The following is a 17,175-nucleotide window of genomic DNA, read 5'->3' on the forward strand; positions in this document are numbered from 1 at the left end:
TCGAAAGCGACGCCCATCATCTCGACGCGCGCACTCGCCGATAGGCGATACTAATCCACAGACCGTGAACCGAAAAATCAGCTTTACTACGGCGACAACTAGGAAGTCCTCTTAAGCCGATCTTTTCTGCCGTAGTGGATTCAATCGAACTTCCGTTCTAGTGCTCACGAGAAGAGGGCCTACAAATCCTCAAACCCACCCAGCCGCGCAGCCTTTTTAGGGAAGGTGACCGTGAACGCGCAATCCGCCGATAGGCCAAGCGCTCCAATCAGCGCGTCCGCGAAGGTGCCGAGCCCGCTCCTTACCGCGACCGGGCCGTGAACACCTCCTGCTCGTTCTGAACCACCAGCGTATCGGCCTGAAGCAACCGCTCGACGACCGCGGCCCGCTCTTTCCCGGACAAGTCGTAGACCCTTCCCAGTACCCACACAGTCTCAACTAGGGTCACCAGGCTGACGAATCCCGGGGCTTCCCCAGTCAGCCGCCCCTCGATGACTTCGGTCGCCTTCCGCGACTGCACCGGATCGTCGTGCGCAAGATACCGAACAAGGACGTTGGTGTCGAACCCAATCATCGACGTCGGGCCGAGCGGCAGCCGTCTCGGTTACCGCCTCATCCATCTCCTGTAGCGTGGGGGTGTGTCGCCGTCGAGAAGAGAACATGCCCTTCAGCGACGAAGCAGGAAGCTTCGGCAAAATCACCACACTGCCGTCCGGATGAACAAAAACTTGATCCGGTCACCCGGCTCCAGCCCAAGGTGCTCCCGAATCGCCTTCGGGATCGTCGCCTACCCTTTCACCGTCAGAGCCGATTCCATAGTTTCACCTTACTTTCTGCAATAAGTAATGCGCTTCCAGAAGGGTCTGTCAAGGAGCCAGAAGCGAACCGCGCCTCGAAGCCCGGGCGGCGCGATATATCCTCGGGCACCCGATCACCCACGGGCCGGTGCCTCTTGCCCTCGCTTCCCAAAGCCACTGCTGCGCTCTGACTCTGGTACGACTGAGCGTTTTCGGGCCGAAAGCAGTTCAGGGGCGGCAATCTTGCCGAGAACCGCTCCGGTTTCGCGGTCGCGCACCAGCATCGCCATGGTCCCACTTGAAGCCATCTGCTCGGCGACGGTTCGGCATGACTCATCGGAGTAAGCGAATATCTCAGACGACGATGTGGGCGTTTCGCCGGAAGGGTGGGGCCCCGCCTCATTCATCGGCTGGGCCATCGGCTCGGCCATTACCTCGGCAACGATCACCGATTCGAGTGGATCGACGCCGTACTCCCGGGAGAGATGAAAGCCCCTCCGGCCGAGCTTCTCGGTCAGGATCGAGCGCGGCATGATGAGCGACGTCACGACGTATGAGGCGGTGCAAGCGAGCACTAGCGGCAACAGCGCCGGGAGGGCATGGGTGAGCTCGAGCGAGAACAGAATCGCTGTCAGCGGAACTCCGAGCGAACCGGAGAGCATCGCTCCCATCCCCAGTAACGCCCAGAGCGCCTGGGTCTCAACCGGCAGATGCAGTAGCATCGCGGGAAGCTCCCCGAGCGAGGCGCCGATCATCAGCAATGGCGCGAGCACACCGCCCGATGTTCCCGATCCGAGTGAAAAGGCCCACATCAGCGACTTGGCGACGATCAAGCCCAGAACCAGGGCCATTGGAGCATTGCCGCGCAGCAACTCAGCGATGTTGTCATAGCCGACGCCGAGTCCTCGAGCAAAGAACAGGCCGCCAAGTCCAACACCGAGCCCGCCGATTGCCGGCCACCACATCCAGTGAATCCGCAACCGGCCGCAGAAGTGTTCGAAGGCGTCTTCGAAGCCATACATCAGGCGGCTTAGGCCAGCCGACGCCAGGCCGATCACTAATCCCAGAATGACCGCCGCCAGCATCGCCGGGGCCAGCGGAAAGGCTGCCTGAGACTCAAGCGGAAAGAGCGGTCCGGTGCCAAGCCATGTGGTGCGCAGCGCTCCCGCCATTCCGCTGGCCACTGCGACCGGAACCAGGGAGCGCGGGCGCCATTCGAAGAGCAGCAACTCGACCGCCAGCAGAATCGCCGCGAGTGGGGCGGCGAAGGTGGCCGCCATGCCGGCGGCTGCACCGGCAACCAGCAACGTGGTGCGCTCGGCATCGGAGAGCTTGAGCCATTGCGCGATCAGGGAACCGAAGGCTCCTCCGGTCATGATGATGGGTCCCTCGGCGCCGAAAGGTCCGCCTGAGCCGATCGAGATCGCCGCAGAGATCGGCTTCAGGATCGCGACCTTAGGGTCGACGCGGGCTCCCCGAAGGAGAATCGCTTCAATCGCCTCGGGGATACCGTGACCGCGAATTTTGTCCGAGCCATAACGGGCCATGACGCCAACGATGAGGCCACCGACAACCGGGACAAATGGCAAAATCCATCGCGACAAGGAAGACCCGGCTGGTGAAACCGCTGCTAGGCTGATGCGGTGGTAGTAAAAGATATTTGTAGCTAGAGCAATGGCCCGCAGGAGCAGCACGGCCAGAGCGGCCGCCCCGATTCCGATGACGGCAGCAACTGCGGTCAGCAGCCAGACGCGGCGATCGACGGTGAAATCCCGTAAAGCGGAAGGTCTCGAGTTCATTTGCTGGGCGCCTTTTCTTTCGAGGAACTGCCGGACCGGGTCGCCTCGATCCGGTGCAAGACGCTGGCGAGTCGAGGGGCCATATCGTGTAACTCGCTTGCATGTTCGTCGGCAAGCTGAAGTAGAAGCCGCTCGCCCTTGCGGGTCAGGCGAAGAAGCACACGGCGGCGGTCGGCCTGATCCTCTACGCGTTTCAACAGGCGCTGCTTTTCGGATCGATCGACAAGCTCAACGACGCTGTTGTGGCGCAAGCCAAGTCGTCCGGCGGCATAGGCAATGGTGGTTGTGGCGCCTGCCGGCGCGCCTGCAATCTGCAGCAGCAGTTGATGCTGTTGAGGCTGCAGTCCCACGCTTTCGGCGGCTTTTTCGCTGAAAAGGAGGAACCTTCGCAGCTCAAAGCGAAACTCTGCGAGGGTGCAAAGCAGCTGACGACCTGAAGGGAAGAGTTGATCTGCTTCCATTTTTATATCGTATTACGATATAAATTCCCAGACAAGATGGATTGATCCGGCAAAGAGCGTTGCGAGGGGTCGGGCGGGAACTAAAGACTGCCTGGTAACCATCCTGGTTTTTTGACGGACAGCCTATAATCAGATATGGCGACTGCGCAGACAGCCTCTTTGACTCCGGAATCTGGGCGGGACCTGCTGGCCGACCGCTTCCGCGAGCTGATTGCGACTGTGCGGAAGAACCGCCCCTCCGACGATACCGAGATCATTCGCAAGGCTTGGGATTATTGCCTCGAGCATCACAATGGGCAGCTTCGCGCCTCTGGCGAGCCTTATGTGCTGCATCCGCTGGAAGTGGCCCAGGTGCTCGCGGAGATGAAGCTGGACTCGACGGCGATCGCTGCCGGGCTGCTTCATGACGCGGTGGAAGATACGCCGGTGACCACCGAGGATATCTCCGCGCGCTTCGGCGAACAGGTGGCCCACCTTGTCGAGGGCGTCACCAAGATCGACAAGATCCAGTTTGCGAACCGTGAAGACCGGCAGGCGGAAAACGTTCGCAAGATGCTGTTGGCGATGGTGAGCGATGTGCGAGTGGTCATCATCAAGCTCGCCGACCGGCTACACAATATGCGTACGCTCGAGCATCTGGCGCCGCATCGCCAGCAGGCTATCGCGCGGGAGACCCTGGATATATATGCTCCACTGGCTCACCGGCTCGGCATGGGCAAGGTCCGCGGCGAGTTAGAAGATCTGGCCTTCCGCTATGTCGATCCTTTTACCTATGAGCAGGTCTCGAGCGCGGTCGAATCGCGCCGCAGCGAGGGCGAAGAATTCCTGGCCAATGTAGAGGCGACGCTCGCTGACCGGCTTAACGAAGAAGGCATCACTGCCCGGGTGGAATGGCGCATCAAGCGGCTTTACAGTGTCAGTCAAAAACTGCGCGAGGCGGATACGAACATCGACCAGGTCTACGATCTGCTGGCTATTCGGGTCATCACCGGCAGCGTTGCGCATTGCTATGCGGTCTTCGGCATCATTCACGGACTCTGGCGGCCGGTTCCCGGGCGGATTAAAGACTTTATCGCCATGCCGCGTCCGAATTTGTATCAGTCGCTACACACGACGGTGATCGGGGAGCGCGGCCATCAGTTCGAGGTGCAGATCCGCACCGAAGAGATGCACCGCATCGCCGAGGAGGGCATTGCGGCGCACTGGAAATATAAGGCGGGCGGCTCGCCGATCAGCGCGCGCGACGAACAGCGGCTTGCCTGGGTGCGGCAACTGGTCGAGTGGCAGCGGGAGATGACCGACCCGAACGAGTTCCTCTCGACGCTCAAGATCGATCTCTATCCGGAGGAGGTCTACACCTTTACGCCGAAGGGCAAAGTTGTCGTTCTGCCGAAGGACGCAACGCCGATTGACTTTGCGTACTCGATCCACACCGAGGTCGGGAACACCTGCGTCAGCGCCAAGGTGAACGGCCGCATCGCGCCGCTGCGATCGAAGTTGAGGAATGGCGACATTGTCGAGGTTGTGACCCAGAACGGCCACACGCCGAGTCGTGACTGGCTTACCTTCGTCAAGAGTTCGCGCGCGCGGAACAAGATCAAGCACTGGCTCAACGAGCATCAGCGCGAACGCGCTATCGACATCGGCCGCAAGCTGCTGGAGCGTGAGGCCCGCAAGTACAAGGTTTCTTTGAACAAGTTTATGGACGCCGATTACGCCAGGGTCGCGGCTGACTACGGAGTTGCAACTCCGATTGATTTACTGGCCACGATCGGCTTCGGGAAATACTCCGCCCGCCAGGTGCTGAACAAGCTTTCTCCCGGTGTGATCTCGCTGCCGGTGCCGGGCGAGCTGGAATCTGGCGTTGAGACCAAGCCGACGGTCTCTGAGGCGGTCACGCGCGTCCATTTGGCGACGAAGACAGATTCGCTTCAGGTCGAGGGTCAAAACGACCTGCTGATCTACCGGGCGCGATGTTGCAATCCGATTCGAGGCGAAGAGATTATCGGCTACGTCACCCGCGGCAAGGGCGTCGCCGTGCATGCGCGCAGCTGCCCTAATGTGCAGAATCTGCTCTACGAGTCGGACCGGCGGATTAACGTCGAGTGGGCCCGGCTTGCTCCATCCGAACCAGCCGGCGGCCAGAAGAACGGCGCTCATGCTCCCCGTCCGGTCACTTATCCGGTCAAATTGACGATTCTCTGCGATGACCGCCCCGGGATGTTGAAAGAGCTGACCGCCATCATCAGCGATGACGGGACCAACATTCGCGGAGTGGATTCGAAGTCCGATGACCATGGGGGAGCGGTCGTCGAATTCATTGTCGAGGCCGAAGACGTTCGCCATTTGACCAAGCTGGTCACCAACCTGCGGCGGGTGGCGGGGGTGAGGGATGTGCAGCGGGCGCAGAAGCTATAGATCCGACATAGCAGCTAGAATTCAGAGATGACTTCGACTGCCAAGATCCCTGTTTCCACTGATAAAGCTCCTGCTGCGATCGGCCCTTATTCCCAGGGTGTCCGGGTCGGAGATTTCCTTTACACCTCGGGCCAGGTGGCTCTCGACCCGGCAACCGGGCAGATGGTTTCTGGCGGCATTGAGGCTCAAACGACGCGCGTTCTGGAAAATCTGAGAGCGGTGCTTGGAGCAGCCGGCGCCAGCCTTACCCAGGTTGTCAAGACAACGGTATTTTTGAAAGACATGAATGATTTCGCGGCGATGAACGCGATTTATGGCCAATACTTCGCTCCCGAAGGGGCGGTTGCGCCGGCGCGCTCGACGGTGGAGGTCGCCCGGCTGCCGAAGGATGCGTTGGTGGAGATCGAAGTCATTGCTGTGCTGTAGGCGGGGCAGCAACGATTCCGAAGTGCGGTTTGCGAGGCTAGTAGCCTAGTCTGATGTTCATTGCGATCTGAAGGAATCTCTGCACGAGCGAACTTGCTGTCGACGCAGATCCTTCGCTGCGCTCAGGATGACGGGATTGTTAAGACGTCAGCGGCGATGAGAGTTTTAGAGCGTTCAGGATCACGGCAGTTTCAGGGCATTCCGGAGTCGGGATGGTCGTTGGGGTGTTTTTGAGGGACACCGTAGCGGAATCCGAGTCTATCCCAGCTTATGGGCAGAGACAGGCGCGGGTACTTCCGGATGCCCGGAAGTACTCTGGTCGCTCGATCGCTCTTCCCCTATTATCGACCCAGCATTGAGGAACTTCAGCCCATTTTCGAAAAAACCATGACACGAATTCCTCTACCCTGGGAACCCTACGAGATCAGCGCCCGCTTTTATCGCGCACTGCAGGCCAGGGCGCTCACCCTGGAGATCGATGCGTTAGGCGACGAACTCCAGGCGACGACCATCGAGAATCCCGACCAGCTCCGACGGCACCGGCTGCTGGCCCGGGCGCAGCGCGATGAGGCCGAGCGCTATCGCGATTTCCTGACCAGAACCAGCATCCGGACGGCCACAGCGACCCACTCCACCCCTCTCAGAAGTTCATGATGGAGCGGGGTTGGCGGCTCTTGCTTCTCACGCCTTGGTTCTTTCCCGCGCTTTCGCTTTCCCCGAAGATTCCCTCACCACCAGTTCCGGTCCCATGACGATCTCCTCGGGAAAACGCTCCTCGGGATGAATGATTTTTTCGAGGAGGGTTCGCGCCGCGATCGTACCCATCGCTCGAAGGGGTTGACGGATTGTGGTAAGGCTGGGGCGCTGATAGGCCGCGCTCATGATGTCGTCGAAGCCGATCACTGAGACATCCTCGGGAATCCGCAATCCGGCCTCACCGAGCGCCCTCATTGCGCCGATGGCCGCCGTGTCGTTGAAACAAAACATCGCGCTGAATTCTTGTTTCCTGGTGATGAATGCCTTGACTGGAAAGTAACCCAGTTCCGGGGACCAGCTATTCGCCTGAAGCTCGATGGTCAACTCCGGGGGCACCTTGAGGCCGAAATCCCTGGCCACGTCCAGGATCGCCTTCCAGCGGAATTTCGAGTCCACGGAGTATTGCTGACCTTTCATGAAGGCAATCCGCCGGTGCCCTAGCTCGTATAAGTGCTGGATTGCCAATTGCGCCGATGCGACGTGGTCCAGGGTCACGTTCGTTACCAGCGGACCGGTTTTGTGGCCGGAGACGGCGACGGTCGGCAGATGGCTTTCAAACTCAACGTTGGTATTCAGCACGAGGAGCCCCTCGACGCCGCGGTCCTGCAGCATTCGGGGATAGTCTTTCATCAACTCCGGCCGCCAATAATGGCAGGTGGTGAAATAAAGAAAGTGTTTCTCGAGCAGGTACTCCTCGACACCGCCCATGACCAGGGTGAAGTAGCCTTCGCTCATTTCGGGAACAATGACACCGATTGACTCGCTACTGCCTTTTCGCAGATTACGGGCGTAGTAGCTGGGCCGGTAGTTGAGCTTTTTGGCAGCCTCGAGCACCCGCTTCCGGGTCTCGGCACTGAGCTGCTGCGCCTGCGGCGCATCGTTCAGCACGAAGGAGACCGTCGTCTTGGAAAGCCCAAGATGGGTCGCTAGCTGCTGCAGATCGGTGCGCTTGCCCTGAGTGACCGGGCTGGCGTCCACTTGTTTCTTAACCATGCTCGATTCAATCGATTGCTTAAAGCGGTTCAGTTCTAACGATGTGAACTAGCATACCTTAGAGGGAAACGCATGCCCTGGGCCGGGGAATGCAGGTTGTGGGGGGACAGCGGGAAGCTGGCAGCCTAGCCTCTTGCTGGCGGAACAACGGGAAGGAATCTGGTCTTACAGAACACCTCCCCTGCCCCGCTCTAAACACCTACTCTGCCCTGCTCTAGTTGAACCCGGCAGGGGATGAGGATTGCAGAGGTCGTAGACGATCGCCAGCCTGCTAAACTTCCCAACAGATGTCTGCTAGCAAGTCCAGTCCCGAACGCCTTGTCTCTGCCGCTCGTGCGGAGGAAGAGAATTCCTTTGAGCTGAAGCTCCGGCCTCGGCTGCTTAACGAATTCATTGGCCAGCCAAAAGCCAAGGAGCAGCTGGCGATCGCTCTGCAGGCCGCTAAATCGCGTGGCGAGGCTCTCGACCACGTTCTGCTGTTCGGTCCTCCTGGTCTTGGCAAGACCACGCTTGCCTCCATCATTGCCAATGAACTCGACGTCGGCTTCCAACAGACCTCGGGCCCCGCGTTGCAGATCCAGGGCGATCTGACTGCGATCCTGACGAACCTGCGAGAACGCCAGGTCCTGTTTCTGGACGAGATCCATCGTTTACAGCCGGTGCTAGAAGAGAAGCTCTATACGGCTCTCGAGGATTACAAGCTCGATATCATCATCGGCCAGGGGCCGGCGGCGCGCACTCATGTGATGGACATCAAACCGTTCACCTTCGTGGCTGCGACGACGCGTCCGGGGCTGCTTTCTTCGCCGCTCCGGTCGCGGTTCGGCATCCTGCTGCGGCTGGAATTCTATAACGAGGATGATCTTCGCTACATTGTCGAGCGCTCGGCCGAGGTAATGAATGTCCCCATCGATCATGATGGAGCAGCGGAGATCGCGATGCGTTCGCGGGGAACACCGCGAATCGCGAATCGCTTGCTGCGGCGGGTGCGCGATTACGCCCAGGTGCGCGGAACCGGCAGCATCGACCGTCCCACCGCCGAGGCGGCGCTGAAGATGCTGGAAGTGGACGCCCATGGCTTCGATGAACTTGACCGCCGTCTCTTGCTGACGATTATTGAGAAGTATGATGGCGGTCCGGTTGGCCTGAACACCCTGGCGGCGACCCTGGCGGAAGAGGAAGACGCGCTTGAAGAGGTCTACGAACCGTTCCTGATCCAGATCGGCTTCCTCGACCGGACGCCGCGGGGGCGAGTCGCGACGCGCTTGGCTTACGAGCATTTTGGACTGCCACTACCGCGCAGGCAGACAGCGCTTTTTTAGAGCAGAAGTGCAGATGTTGGGATGAGCCTGGGCATCGTTTCTGCAGCCCTGCTAGACAGGCATCAACGGCGAAGCTGCGATCGCTGAAAAGATCACCGCAGCATCCTATAGGTTTGAGAGGAATTTATGGCTAGAACTGAATCCGCAATGATTCCGCTGGGAACGGCGGCCCCGGCTTTTGACCTTGCAGATGTGATCTCCGGGGAACACAGAACCCTGGAACAGCTTCGCGGCGAACATGGTTTGCTGGTGATGTTCATCTGCAAACACTGTCCATTCGTGATGCATGTCGAGAAAGAACTTGCGGCGATCGGCAAGGACTTTGCCGGGAAAGGGATCGGCATCGTGGCGATCAGCAGCAACGATGCAGAGGCACATCCGGAGGACGCTCCAGAGAGTCTTAAGCGGCAGGCAGAGAAGTTAGGGTTTGACTTTCGTTATCTTTACGACGAGACCCAGGAAGTGGCCCGGGCCTACAGTGCCACTTGCACTCCGGACTTCTTCTTGTTCGATAAGGGCCTGAAGCTTGTGTATCGAGGGCAGCTTGACGACAGCCGCCCCAGTAATCTGGTTCCAGTCACGGGAAGAGATCTTCGCTCTGCGATGAATTTGTTGCTGGAGAACAAGCCGGTCCCAGAACAACAAAAGCCAAGTATCGGTTGCAACATCAAATGGAAGAACTCGTAACCGTAATAGCTACTCATTCGCAGCGCTCGAGATTCTTGTCCTGCCCGTAGTGGCGAACTGCCTACTGACATCGAGGAAGCCACGCGCACTATAGCGACAAGGTCTTCAAATACTCGCGAAATTGCGGACCCAGGTCTTCGCGTTTGAGGGCGAATTCGACGGTTGCCTTGAGCATGCCGAATTTGTCACCGGCATCGTGACGAATTCCCTCGAAGTTGAAGCCGTAGACCTTTTCACTCTTCAGCAGGGCCTTGATGCCATCGGTCAGCTGCAATTCGCCGCCGGCGCCAGGAGTAATTGTTTCCAGTTCGTCGAAAATTGCAGGGGTGAGGATGTACCGGCCAATGATGGCGAACTTCGACGGCGCGTCCTCAAGCTTCGGTTTTTCGACCATCCCCCTGGCTTCGAGGATGTTCTTGTCTTCTGGGCTGGGTGTGCAGTCGAGGACTCCGTAGGCCGAGATTGCCGGGCCCTCGATCTCCATGGTGGCGAGAACGGTGCTCTGGACCCGGTCGTAGACATCCATCATCTGCTTGATGCACGAGGTTTTGGCATCAATGACGTCGTCGGGAAGGATGACTGCGAACGGCTCATCGCCCACCAGATCTTTGGCCATTAACACGGCGTGGCCAAGACCCTTGGCCTCCTTCTGGCGAATGCTCACGATGTGCGCCATGCTTGAAACTTTCCGGCTTAACTCGAGGAGAGCCTTCTTGCCTCGCGCCTCAAGCAGGGCGTCGAGCTCATAGCTGATGTCGAAGTGGTCCTCGATTGCCGACTTTCCGCGTCCGGTAACGATAATGATCTCTTCGATGCCGGCGGCGACTGCCTCCTCAACGCCATATTGGATGATGGGCTTGTCGACCAGCGACAGCATCTCCTTGGGGATAGCCTTGGTTGCCGGTAGAAATCGCGTGCCGAGCCCGGCCGCTGGAAATACTGCCTTACGCACTTTCTTAGCCATGGAATGCCCTTAGCTCCTTGTTCTTAAAAGCAAGAGTACAGATGGTGTGTCTGCCGGAAGTTGGTTCTGGCGGGTAATCTCCTGGAAGATAAGCCTGCCGACTTGAGTAGTCTCCATGAGAGTAGCTGTACTTCTACCTGAGATTTACTTCTGGGACGATGAGAAAGACAAGGTTGACCCCACAAGCATATCGCAGTCACAAATACTCCTCAGAGCATCGGATGCAATTCCTCAGAGCGTCGGTGAGTCGTCACCCATCATTTCCCTACGTACGATCTTGATTGGGGGAAAGCCTTCCTTGAGGAAGGCATCATGGAACTGCTCGAGCGAAAAAGCGTCACCCTGTTTTTTCTTCATATCGGCGCGAAGCTTCATGATCTGCAGTTTTCCAAGCGTGTAGTAGAGGTAAGTGGGGTCGGAAGTTCCGCGCTTGGTTTCGACAGTGGCCGTCGAGTGGGATTGATAGCCCTCTTTCACGAAGAAATCGACTGCCTGATCGAAGCTCATCTTTCCGGTATGCATTTGAATGCCGACGATGAAGCGAGCGTCGCGCAGCAGGGCATCCTGCAATTGGCCGAGGCGAATCAGCTTGGCCTCGCGGGCATCTTTGGCTCCGGCGCCGGGTTGGCCGTAGCCCTGATCAAGCATCATCTGTTCGCAATAATGGGCCCACCCCTCGGCGTTGCTCGATGCGCCAAGCAGCTTGCGGACTTTGCTCGGGGCCTCTGGAACCCAGAGAAACTGGACGTAATGGCCGGGATAGGCCTCGTGCACCGAGGTGCTCACGATGGTGCCAATGTTGAAGGCGGCCATATAGTCGGAGACCTGGGCGGGGGTGGCATTCTTGTCCGGCAAGGTGACGTTGAAATACGCCTTGGTCGAATGGGTTTCGAAGGGGCCAGGAGTATCCATCGATGCGAACGTCGTCGCCCGCATAAATGGAGGAGTCTCTTCGAGTGTCGGCTGCACTTCGGAGGGAATGGTGACGATTTTCTTTTCACGAATGAAGCCGATCAGGGTCTCGAACTGATCGTGAAAGGCCTGCAGCAGATGATCTGGCGCCGGGTGGACGGCGGCGAGCTCGGCGAGTACTTCCTTCGGAGTCTTGCTGGGATCGACTTCCTTGGCAATCCGGTCGAACTCCGCCTGATTTTTATGCAGGTCGGCGTTCCCTATCTTCAGGAGGCTATCCAGCGGCGTATCGACCATCTCGTCGTAGAGAAGCTTCTTCGAGAAGGCGTCGGCACCGAGACGGAAGTCGCCGTTCGAGCGAGGCAGCAGATCCCTCTTCATCCACTTTTCGTAGTCCTGCAATGCGGAGATCACCGCGGCATTGGACTTGGCGAAATCGGCTTTGACCGTTGGATCGGTGGCATCCTGGAATGCCTCCGGCACGTCGTTCTGAAAGAAGCTGATGATGTCGGGAATCTGCTGAAGCGCGATCTCGGTATAGATGTGGGGAGGGTTCTTGAGGTTCTCGCGGGCGGCCACGAAGACCGCGGGGATTTTCTGCTCGCGGGCGATGACCGATTTCAGCCGCTGATCGGCGGGCGCGAATTTGCGCTCCATCAGGCTGAAGATGCTTCCGGTGACGCCGCTCGAGTAATTGTCTGGATTCTTCTCCCATTGCCGGATGGTCTGCAACGACAACAGTTCGCCCCGGATGTTTGCGAGAACCAGTTGAAGGTCGCCCTGGGTCGTCACATCGAGTTGGGCGGCGGGAATCGCGGAAAATTTCTTTTCAAAATCCTGAAGAGTGGAGATTTGAGCACCGAAGCCGGCGCGGGTAAAGTTCTCCAGCTGATCATCGTACTGATGGAAGCCGCTGAGAGTGCCGCTGGTCGGCTCATATTTGAAATATGCCTGATCGAAGTACTGTTCGGCGAGAGCGGTAAAAGACTGGGCTGCAGGCGAGGCGGTCTGATTTTGAGCGGAGGCCATTCGGCCTGCAATCGGCATGATTGTTCCACAAGCCAAAAGAACAGCGGCTGTCATCTTCTTCAAAGTAGGCCTTCCTCAATCAAGTTGGAACTATAGGTGGTTGTTCATTGCGCTGCTACTTCTTCCAGCTCCAATTCGTCGAGCAACAGACGAATCTCCATCAGCACTTCCTGCGGCTGCGACGATGTGAGCGGGTAACGAAGCACGCCCTGCGGGGTGAACTGCGCGCCGCGCTTCACATTTTTCGCCACCAGCATCATAAGCCGTCCCGGATCCACATTGGCCTTCTCCATGAAGCGAAGATGGATCTGGTCGCGTTTGCGATCCACCTGCGACACGCCGACACGCTCGCATTCGAGACGCAGGATGGCCGCTTCGAGCAGGTGAATGACGCTTTCCGGTGGCGGCCCATAACGGTCCTCGAGTTCGGCGCGAACATCGGTAAGCGTGACCTCGTCCTGGGCCCCTGCAATCTTCTTGTAGATGCGCAGCCGTTGATTTTCTTCGGGTATATAGCTCTCGTCGACGCGCAGGCTAATGCCGAGATTGAGCTGCGTCGTGGTGCGCTCTTCGCGTTCTTCGCCCTTCAGCTTGCTGACCGCTTCTTCGAGCATCGAGGTGTAAAGCTCAAAGCCGATGGCTTCGATATGACCGCTCTGTTCGCCGCCGAGCATGTTGCCGGCGCCGCGTAGTTCGAGGTCGAGTGCGGCGATTTTGAAACCGGCGCCGAGATCGGAAAACTCCTTCAACGCGGCCAGACGGCGGCGGGCAATCTCGGTCAGCTCTTGCTCGGCGGGAATCAGCAAGTAGGAATAAGCGCGGCGGTTGGAGCGCCCGACCCGGCCTCGGAGCTGGTAGAGCTCGGAGAGTCCGTGTCGATCGGCGCGATTGATGAGGATGGTATTGGCGAGCGGGATGTCGAGGCCGTTTTCGATGATCGTGGTTGCGACCAGCACATCGTACTCGTGGTTCATAAAGGCCAGCATCACGCGCTCAAGTTCGGCCTCGCCCATCTGGCCATGACCGACGATTACCCGCGCCGCCGGAACGAGCTCGTGGATCTTCGCGGCGATTTCGTAGATCGTCTCCACCCGATTATGGACGAAATAGACCTGCCCGCCGCGCTCCAGCTCAACCTCGACGGCGGAGCGGACGAGCTTTTCATCGAACTTAGCGACAACGGTTTGAATCGCCATGCGATCTTTGGGTGGAGTTTCGATGACGCTCATATCCCGCAGACCGACGAGCGACATATGCAGGGTGCGCGGAATCGGCGTGGCGGACATTGCGAGAACATCAATCTCGCGGCGCATCTGCTTCAAACGCTCTTTGTGACGAACTCCAAAACGCTGCTCTTCGTCGACCACCAGAAGGCCGAGATCATGGAACTTCAAGTCCTTGGATAACAGGCGGTGAGTGCCGATGAGGATGTCGACGCGGCCGCTCTCGACTCGTTCAAGAATGACCTTTTGCTCTTTCGGCGTACGGAAGCGGGAGATCATCTCAATCTCGATCGGGAACTGCTTGAAGCGCTTCTTGAAGGTCTCGAAGTGCTGAAAACTGAGCACCGTGGTTGGCGTGAGCACGGCCGCCTGCTTGCCATCTTGGACGGCCTTGAAGGCGGCGCGCATGGCCACTTCGGTCTTGCCGTAACCCACATCGCCGCAGAGCAAGCGATCCATCGGCATGGTTGATTCCATGTCGCGCTTGATATCGGCAATCGCGGATAGCTGGTCGTCGGTCTCGTTGTAGTCGAAGGCGTCTTCAAACTCGCGCTGGAACTCGTTGTCCGGCGGGAAAGCGTGGCCTTGCGCGGCCTTGCGCTGCGCGTAAAGCTTGAGCAGCTCGTCGGCCATGTCCTGCATGGCCTTCTTGACGCGGGCCTTAGTCTTGGCCCACTGCTGCGATCCGAGCCGGTTGAGCACGGGCGCGGGACCTGCGTCAGTCGAGCGGTATTTCTGAATGAGATCGAGCCGGGTGAGGGGTACATAAAGCCGCGCCTGCTCGGCGAATTCGAGAATCATGAATTCGACAGTCACCCCGTCCTGCTCGATCTCTTTGAGGCCAAGATAGCGGGCGATGCCGTGTTCGACATGGACGACATAGTCGCCGATGGTCAGGTCGCGGAAATCGGAGACGAAGGCGGCAGTCTTCGATTTCCTGGCTACCGGGCGGGCGGTGACGTCGGCTTCATCGGTAAGGTCGTTGGCCCCGAACAAGACGAGGTTTGAGTCGGGAAAGCTCACGCCATTCGCAATCGTGGCACGAACAAGAATAGGGGTACGAAGATCGCCGGCGAGATAGCTTGACTCGTCATAGATGTTTTCGCTGCCCGCATGCTGGGTGCGGCTGCCGAGTCGATAGGGCAGGCCATACTCGCGGAGCAGATTGGCGAGCCGCTCGACTTCGCCCTGATTGGGGACAGCGAGCAGCATGTGGACTGATTGCTCCATCAGCGTCTTCAGCTGCTCGATCAAGGCCGGGATCGATCCATGAAAGCGCAGCGTGGGGCGCGACGAGAAGGCGACTTCGTCCAGCGTCGTGTCTTCCTCGAGCACGTCCACTGCTCCAAGCTGATCGATGTCCAACCCGGGATTCGAGGCCAGCGTAGCGAGCAGTCGCTCGGGCTCAAGATACACGTCTGCGGGGGTAATCAGTGATCCGATGCCGCTCCGGTCATGGCGCTGTTCGACCTTGTTCCACCAGCGTTCGAGCTGGTTCTTGATCATGGCCGGCTCTTCGACAAAGACCTGACAGCGAGGAAAGAGGTCGAAGATGGTGCCATCGGCGCCAGCGATCGTCGAGAAGAACTCCCAGCCAGGAAAGACGGTGACCCCGCCAGCGGAGATGGCGCGCTCGACGCTGGCATCCGCGCCGTCTTCGAGCGAACTGCCGCTGAGACGAGCGTGGACGGCGGCCAAAAGGCGCTCGGTCACTGGCGTTTCGGTGAGCGGAAGCAAGGTGGTTTCATCGAGCGGCGAAGAGGAGCGCTGCGAGTCTGGATCGAACTTCCGCATCGATTCGATCTCATCGCCAAAGAAGTCGATGCGAACGGGACGGTCCATCTCCGGCGAGTAGATATCGAGGATGCCGCCGCGGCGGGTAAACTGTCCGGGCATCTCGACGATGTCCATCGACGAATAGCCGATGCTGGCGAGATGGCCGGTCAATTCCTCCACATCAATATCTTCGCCGCGCCGGAGGACCCTTGCCAGGTCGAGATAGTAGCTCGCGGGGAACATGCGCATGGCGGTCGCTTCGACTGGGGCTATGACGATCGAAGCTGCGCCGGTAGCAATCTTCCAGAGTGCCGAAGCGCGCTGCTCCTGGACGTCCGGATGGGGGGAAAGATTTTCGAAAGGAAGAACGTCGTGCGCGGGCAGCTTCACGACCCGGTCGGGAGCAATGGCGCCAGTTAGATCGCAGGCGGCGCGAACCGAGAGTTGGAGGGCATCGGCCGCCTTGTTGTCGGCGACAACCACCACCACCGGCACTTGGGCTGCCTTGGCAAACAGGGGGAGATGCAAGGCTCTGGCAGTTGAGGTCAATCCGGAGACACGCCTCCGCCCCGCGGTCAGGCTTAGATGCCGGCGAACCCGCTCAAAGGAGTCAGAGTGTTCCAGGTCCGCGAGCAGGTCGCGGACGAAGGGAAGAACCATACTCTCTTCATGGTATCTGATCGTGAGACAAGACGAAGCGAGGAGCGCCGAACCGATGCCTAAGCTTCCTTACCTGCGCGACCGCTCGCGCTGCATCTCCCGATACGCTTCGCTCTTCGAGATTCCGCGCTCGCGCGCCGCGCGCTTGAGGGCGGCCATTTCGTCCAGGCCTTCACTCTTTTGCAACGCGGCGACCCGCTCTTTCAGGCTGGTGCTGATTCCCACCTGGTCGCCGGTGAGCGGCTTGGCTTCGACTAACAGGGTGATCTCTCCGCGAACCCGATCGCGGCTGGCCAGATTGGATCGAACCTCGCTCACAGTTCCACGCAGGAATTCTTCGTGGAGCTTGGTAAGCTCGCGAGCGACCGCGACTCGGCATTCCGACCCCCAGACCTTGGCCACATCTTCGAGCGTTTCCAGGATCCGATGCGGGGCTTCATAGAAGACCAGCGTCAAGATTTCACCCTCGCGAACCCGCTCAGCCAGCGCCTCCAGTTCGGCGCGGCGGGCTCCGCTCTTGGCGGCGAGAAATCCGACGTAGAGAAAGCTCGATGCCGATAGTCCCGACGCGACGAGCGCGCTCAATGCGGCGTTGGCCCCGGGGATGGGATAGACGGCGATGCCGGCTTCGATGGCCGCCCGGGCCAGGGTCATCCCGGGATCGGAGATGCCTGGCATTCCTGCATCCGAGACCACCGCGATGCTGGCGCCAGCTTGCAGTTGTTCGATAAATTCGGGCGTCTTCTCGGTTTCGTTATGTTCGTGGCAACTGGTGGTCGGCGTGGCTATTCCGTAGTGGTTGAGGAGTTTCTGGGTCTGCCGGGTATCTTCGCAGGCGATGCGATTGACGCTCTTCAGCACCCGCAGCGCCCTCAAGGTGATGTCTTCGAGGTTGCCGATGGGGGTTCCGACCAGGTAAAGTCCGGGAGCTAATCGCTGGTCATCTGCCATT

Annotated in this window: 14 protein-coding genes; 5 read left to right on the forward strand and 9 right to left on the reverse strand. The window is 59.1% G+C overall.

Annotation, left to right across the window (positions count from 1 at the left end):
* Positions 1 to 301 precede the first annotated feature (301 nt).
* The 4 genes from ACPOL_RS06585 to ACPOL_RS06600 form a co-directional block, all read right to left on the reverse strand.
* Positions 302 to 574, reverse strand: coding sequence for a PIN domain-containing protein (locus ACPOL_RS06585; protein WP_114206356.1), 273 nt, complete (start codon positions 572 to 574; stop codon positions 302 to 304).
* A gap of 123 nt (positions 575 to 697) precedes the next feature.
* Positions 698 to 781 (reverse strand): AbrB/MazE/SpoVT family DNA-binding domain-containing protein, encoded by an 84-nt coding sequence (locus ACPOL_RS36080; RefSeq protein ID WP_114210645.1) that lies wholly within the window; start codon positions 779 to 781, stop codon positions 698 to 700.
* Positions 782 to 931: 150 nt separating this feature from the next.
* Positions 932 to 2,596: a chloride channel protein gene (locus ACPOL_RS06595; RefSeq protein WP_114206357.1), complete on the reverse strand. Its 1,665-nt coding sequence runs from the start codon at positions 2,594 to 2,596 to the stop codon at positions 932 to 934.
* The gene (locus tag ACPOL_RS06600; RefSeq protein ID WP_114206358.1) at positions 2,593 to 3,057 is read right to left on the reverse strand and encodes a MarR family transcriptional regulator; all 465 of its coding nucleotides are present in this window, start codon (positions 3,055 to 3,057) and stop codon (positions 2,593 to 2,595) included. Before ACPOL_RS06600 ends, ACPOL_RS06595 begins: the two co-directional genes overlap by 4 nt.
* Positions 3,058 to 3,216: 159 nt before the next feature.
* Here ACPOL_RS06600 and ACPOL_RS06605 point away from each other — a divergent pair, with 159 nt between their 5' ends.
* From ACPOL_RS06605 to ACPOL_RS06615, 3 genes are all read left to right on the forward strand, one after another.
* Positions 3,217 to 5,475 carry a RelA/SpoT family protein gene (locus ACPOL_RS06605; protein WP_236657280.1) on the forward strand — a complete coding sequence of 753 codons (2,259 nt, stop codon included), beginning with the start codon at positions 3,217 to 3,219 and terminating at the stop codon, positions 5,473 to 5,475.
* A 27-nt stretch (positions 5,476 to 5,502) separates the two neighbouring features.
* On the forward strand, positions 5,503 to 5,901 hold the full coding sequence (locus ACPOL_RS06610; protein ID WP_114206360.1) for a RidA family protein: 399 nt from the start codon (positions 5,503 to 5,505) through the stop codon (positions 5,899 to 5,901).
* Between the two features lie 387 nt (positions 5,902 to 6,288).
* The gene (locus ACPOL_RS06615) at positions 6,289 to 6,555 is read left to right on the forward strand and encodes a hypothetical protein (protein ID WP_150132925.1); all 267 of its coding nucleotides are present in this window, start codon (positions 6,289 to 6,291) and stop codon (positions 6,553 to 6,555) included.
* Positions 6,556 to 6,582: 27 nt separating this feature from the next.
* Here the strand turns inward: ACPOL_RS06615 and ACPOL_RS06620 are convergent, their stop codons facing one another.
* Positions 6,583 to 7,650: a LacI family DNA-binding transcriptional regulator gene (locus ACPOL_RS06620; protein WP_114206362.1), complete on the reverse strand. Its 1,068-nt coding sequence runs from the start codon at positions 7,648 to 7,650 to the stop codon at positions 6,583 to 6,585.
* Between the two features lie 287 nt (positions 7,651 to 7,937).
* Here ACPOL_RS06620 and ruvB point away from each other — a divergent pair, with 287 nt between their 5' ends.
* Positions 7,938 to 8,972, forward strand: coding sequence for a Holliday junction branch migration DNA helicase RuvB (gene ruvB / locus ACPOL_RS06625; protein WP_114206363.1), 1,035 nt, complete (start codon positions 7,938 to 7,940; stop codon positions 8,970 to 8,972).
* Positions 8,973 to 9,098: 126 nt separating this feature from the next.
* Entirely contained in the window at positions 9,099 to 9,659 is a 561-nt protein-coding gene (locus tag ACPOL_RS06630) for a thioredoxin family protein (protein ID WP_114206364.1), read from the forward strand.
* 88 nt (positions 9,660 to 9,747) lie between these two features.
* Here the strand turns inward: ACPOL_RS06630 and galU are convergent, their stop codons facing one another.
* The 4 genes from galU to rsmI all read right to left on the reverse strand — a co-directional run bounded on the left by galU (position 9,748) and on the right by rsmI (position 17,174).
* Positions 9,748 to 10,623: a UTP--glucose-1-phosphate uridylyltransferase GalU gene (gene galU, locus ACPOL_RS06635; protein ID WP_114206365.1), complete on the reverse strand. Its 876-nt coding sequence runs from the start codon at positions 10,621 to 10,623 to the stop codon at positions 9,748 to 9,750.
* Between the two features lie 231 nt (positions 10,624 to 10,854).
* Positions 10,855 to 12,582, reverse strand: a complete 1,728-nt coding sequence (locus tag ACPOL_RS06640; RefSeq protein ID WP_114210646.1) for a DUF885 domain-containing protein — start codon at positions 12,580 to 12,582, stop codon at positions 10,855 to 10,857.
* Positions 12,583 to 12,668: 86 nt separating this feature from the next.
* Entirely contained in the window at positions 12,669 to 16,223 is a 3,555-nt protein-coding gene (gene mfd / locus ACPOL_RS06645; RefSeq protein WP_114206366.1) for a transcription-repair coupling factor, read from the reverse strand.
* Positions 16,224 to 16,292: 69 nt separating this feature from the next.
* Positions 16,293 to 17,174, reverse strand: coding sequence for a 16S rRNA (cytidine(1402)-2'-O)-methyltransferase (rsmI, locus tag ACPOL_RS06650; RefSeq protein ID WP_114206367.1), 882 nt, complete (start codon positions 17,172 to 17,174; stop codon positions 16,293 to 16,295).
* Position 17,175 lies beyond the last annotated feature (1 nt).

It is taken from the genome of Acidisarcina polymorpha, from assembly GCF_003330725.1.
Classification (GTDB): Bacteria; Acidobacteriota; Terriglobia; order Terriglobales; family Acidobacteriaceae; genus Acidisarcina; species Acidisarcina polymorpha.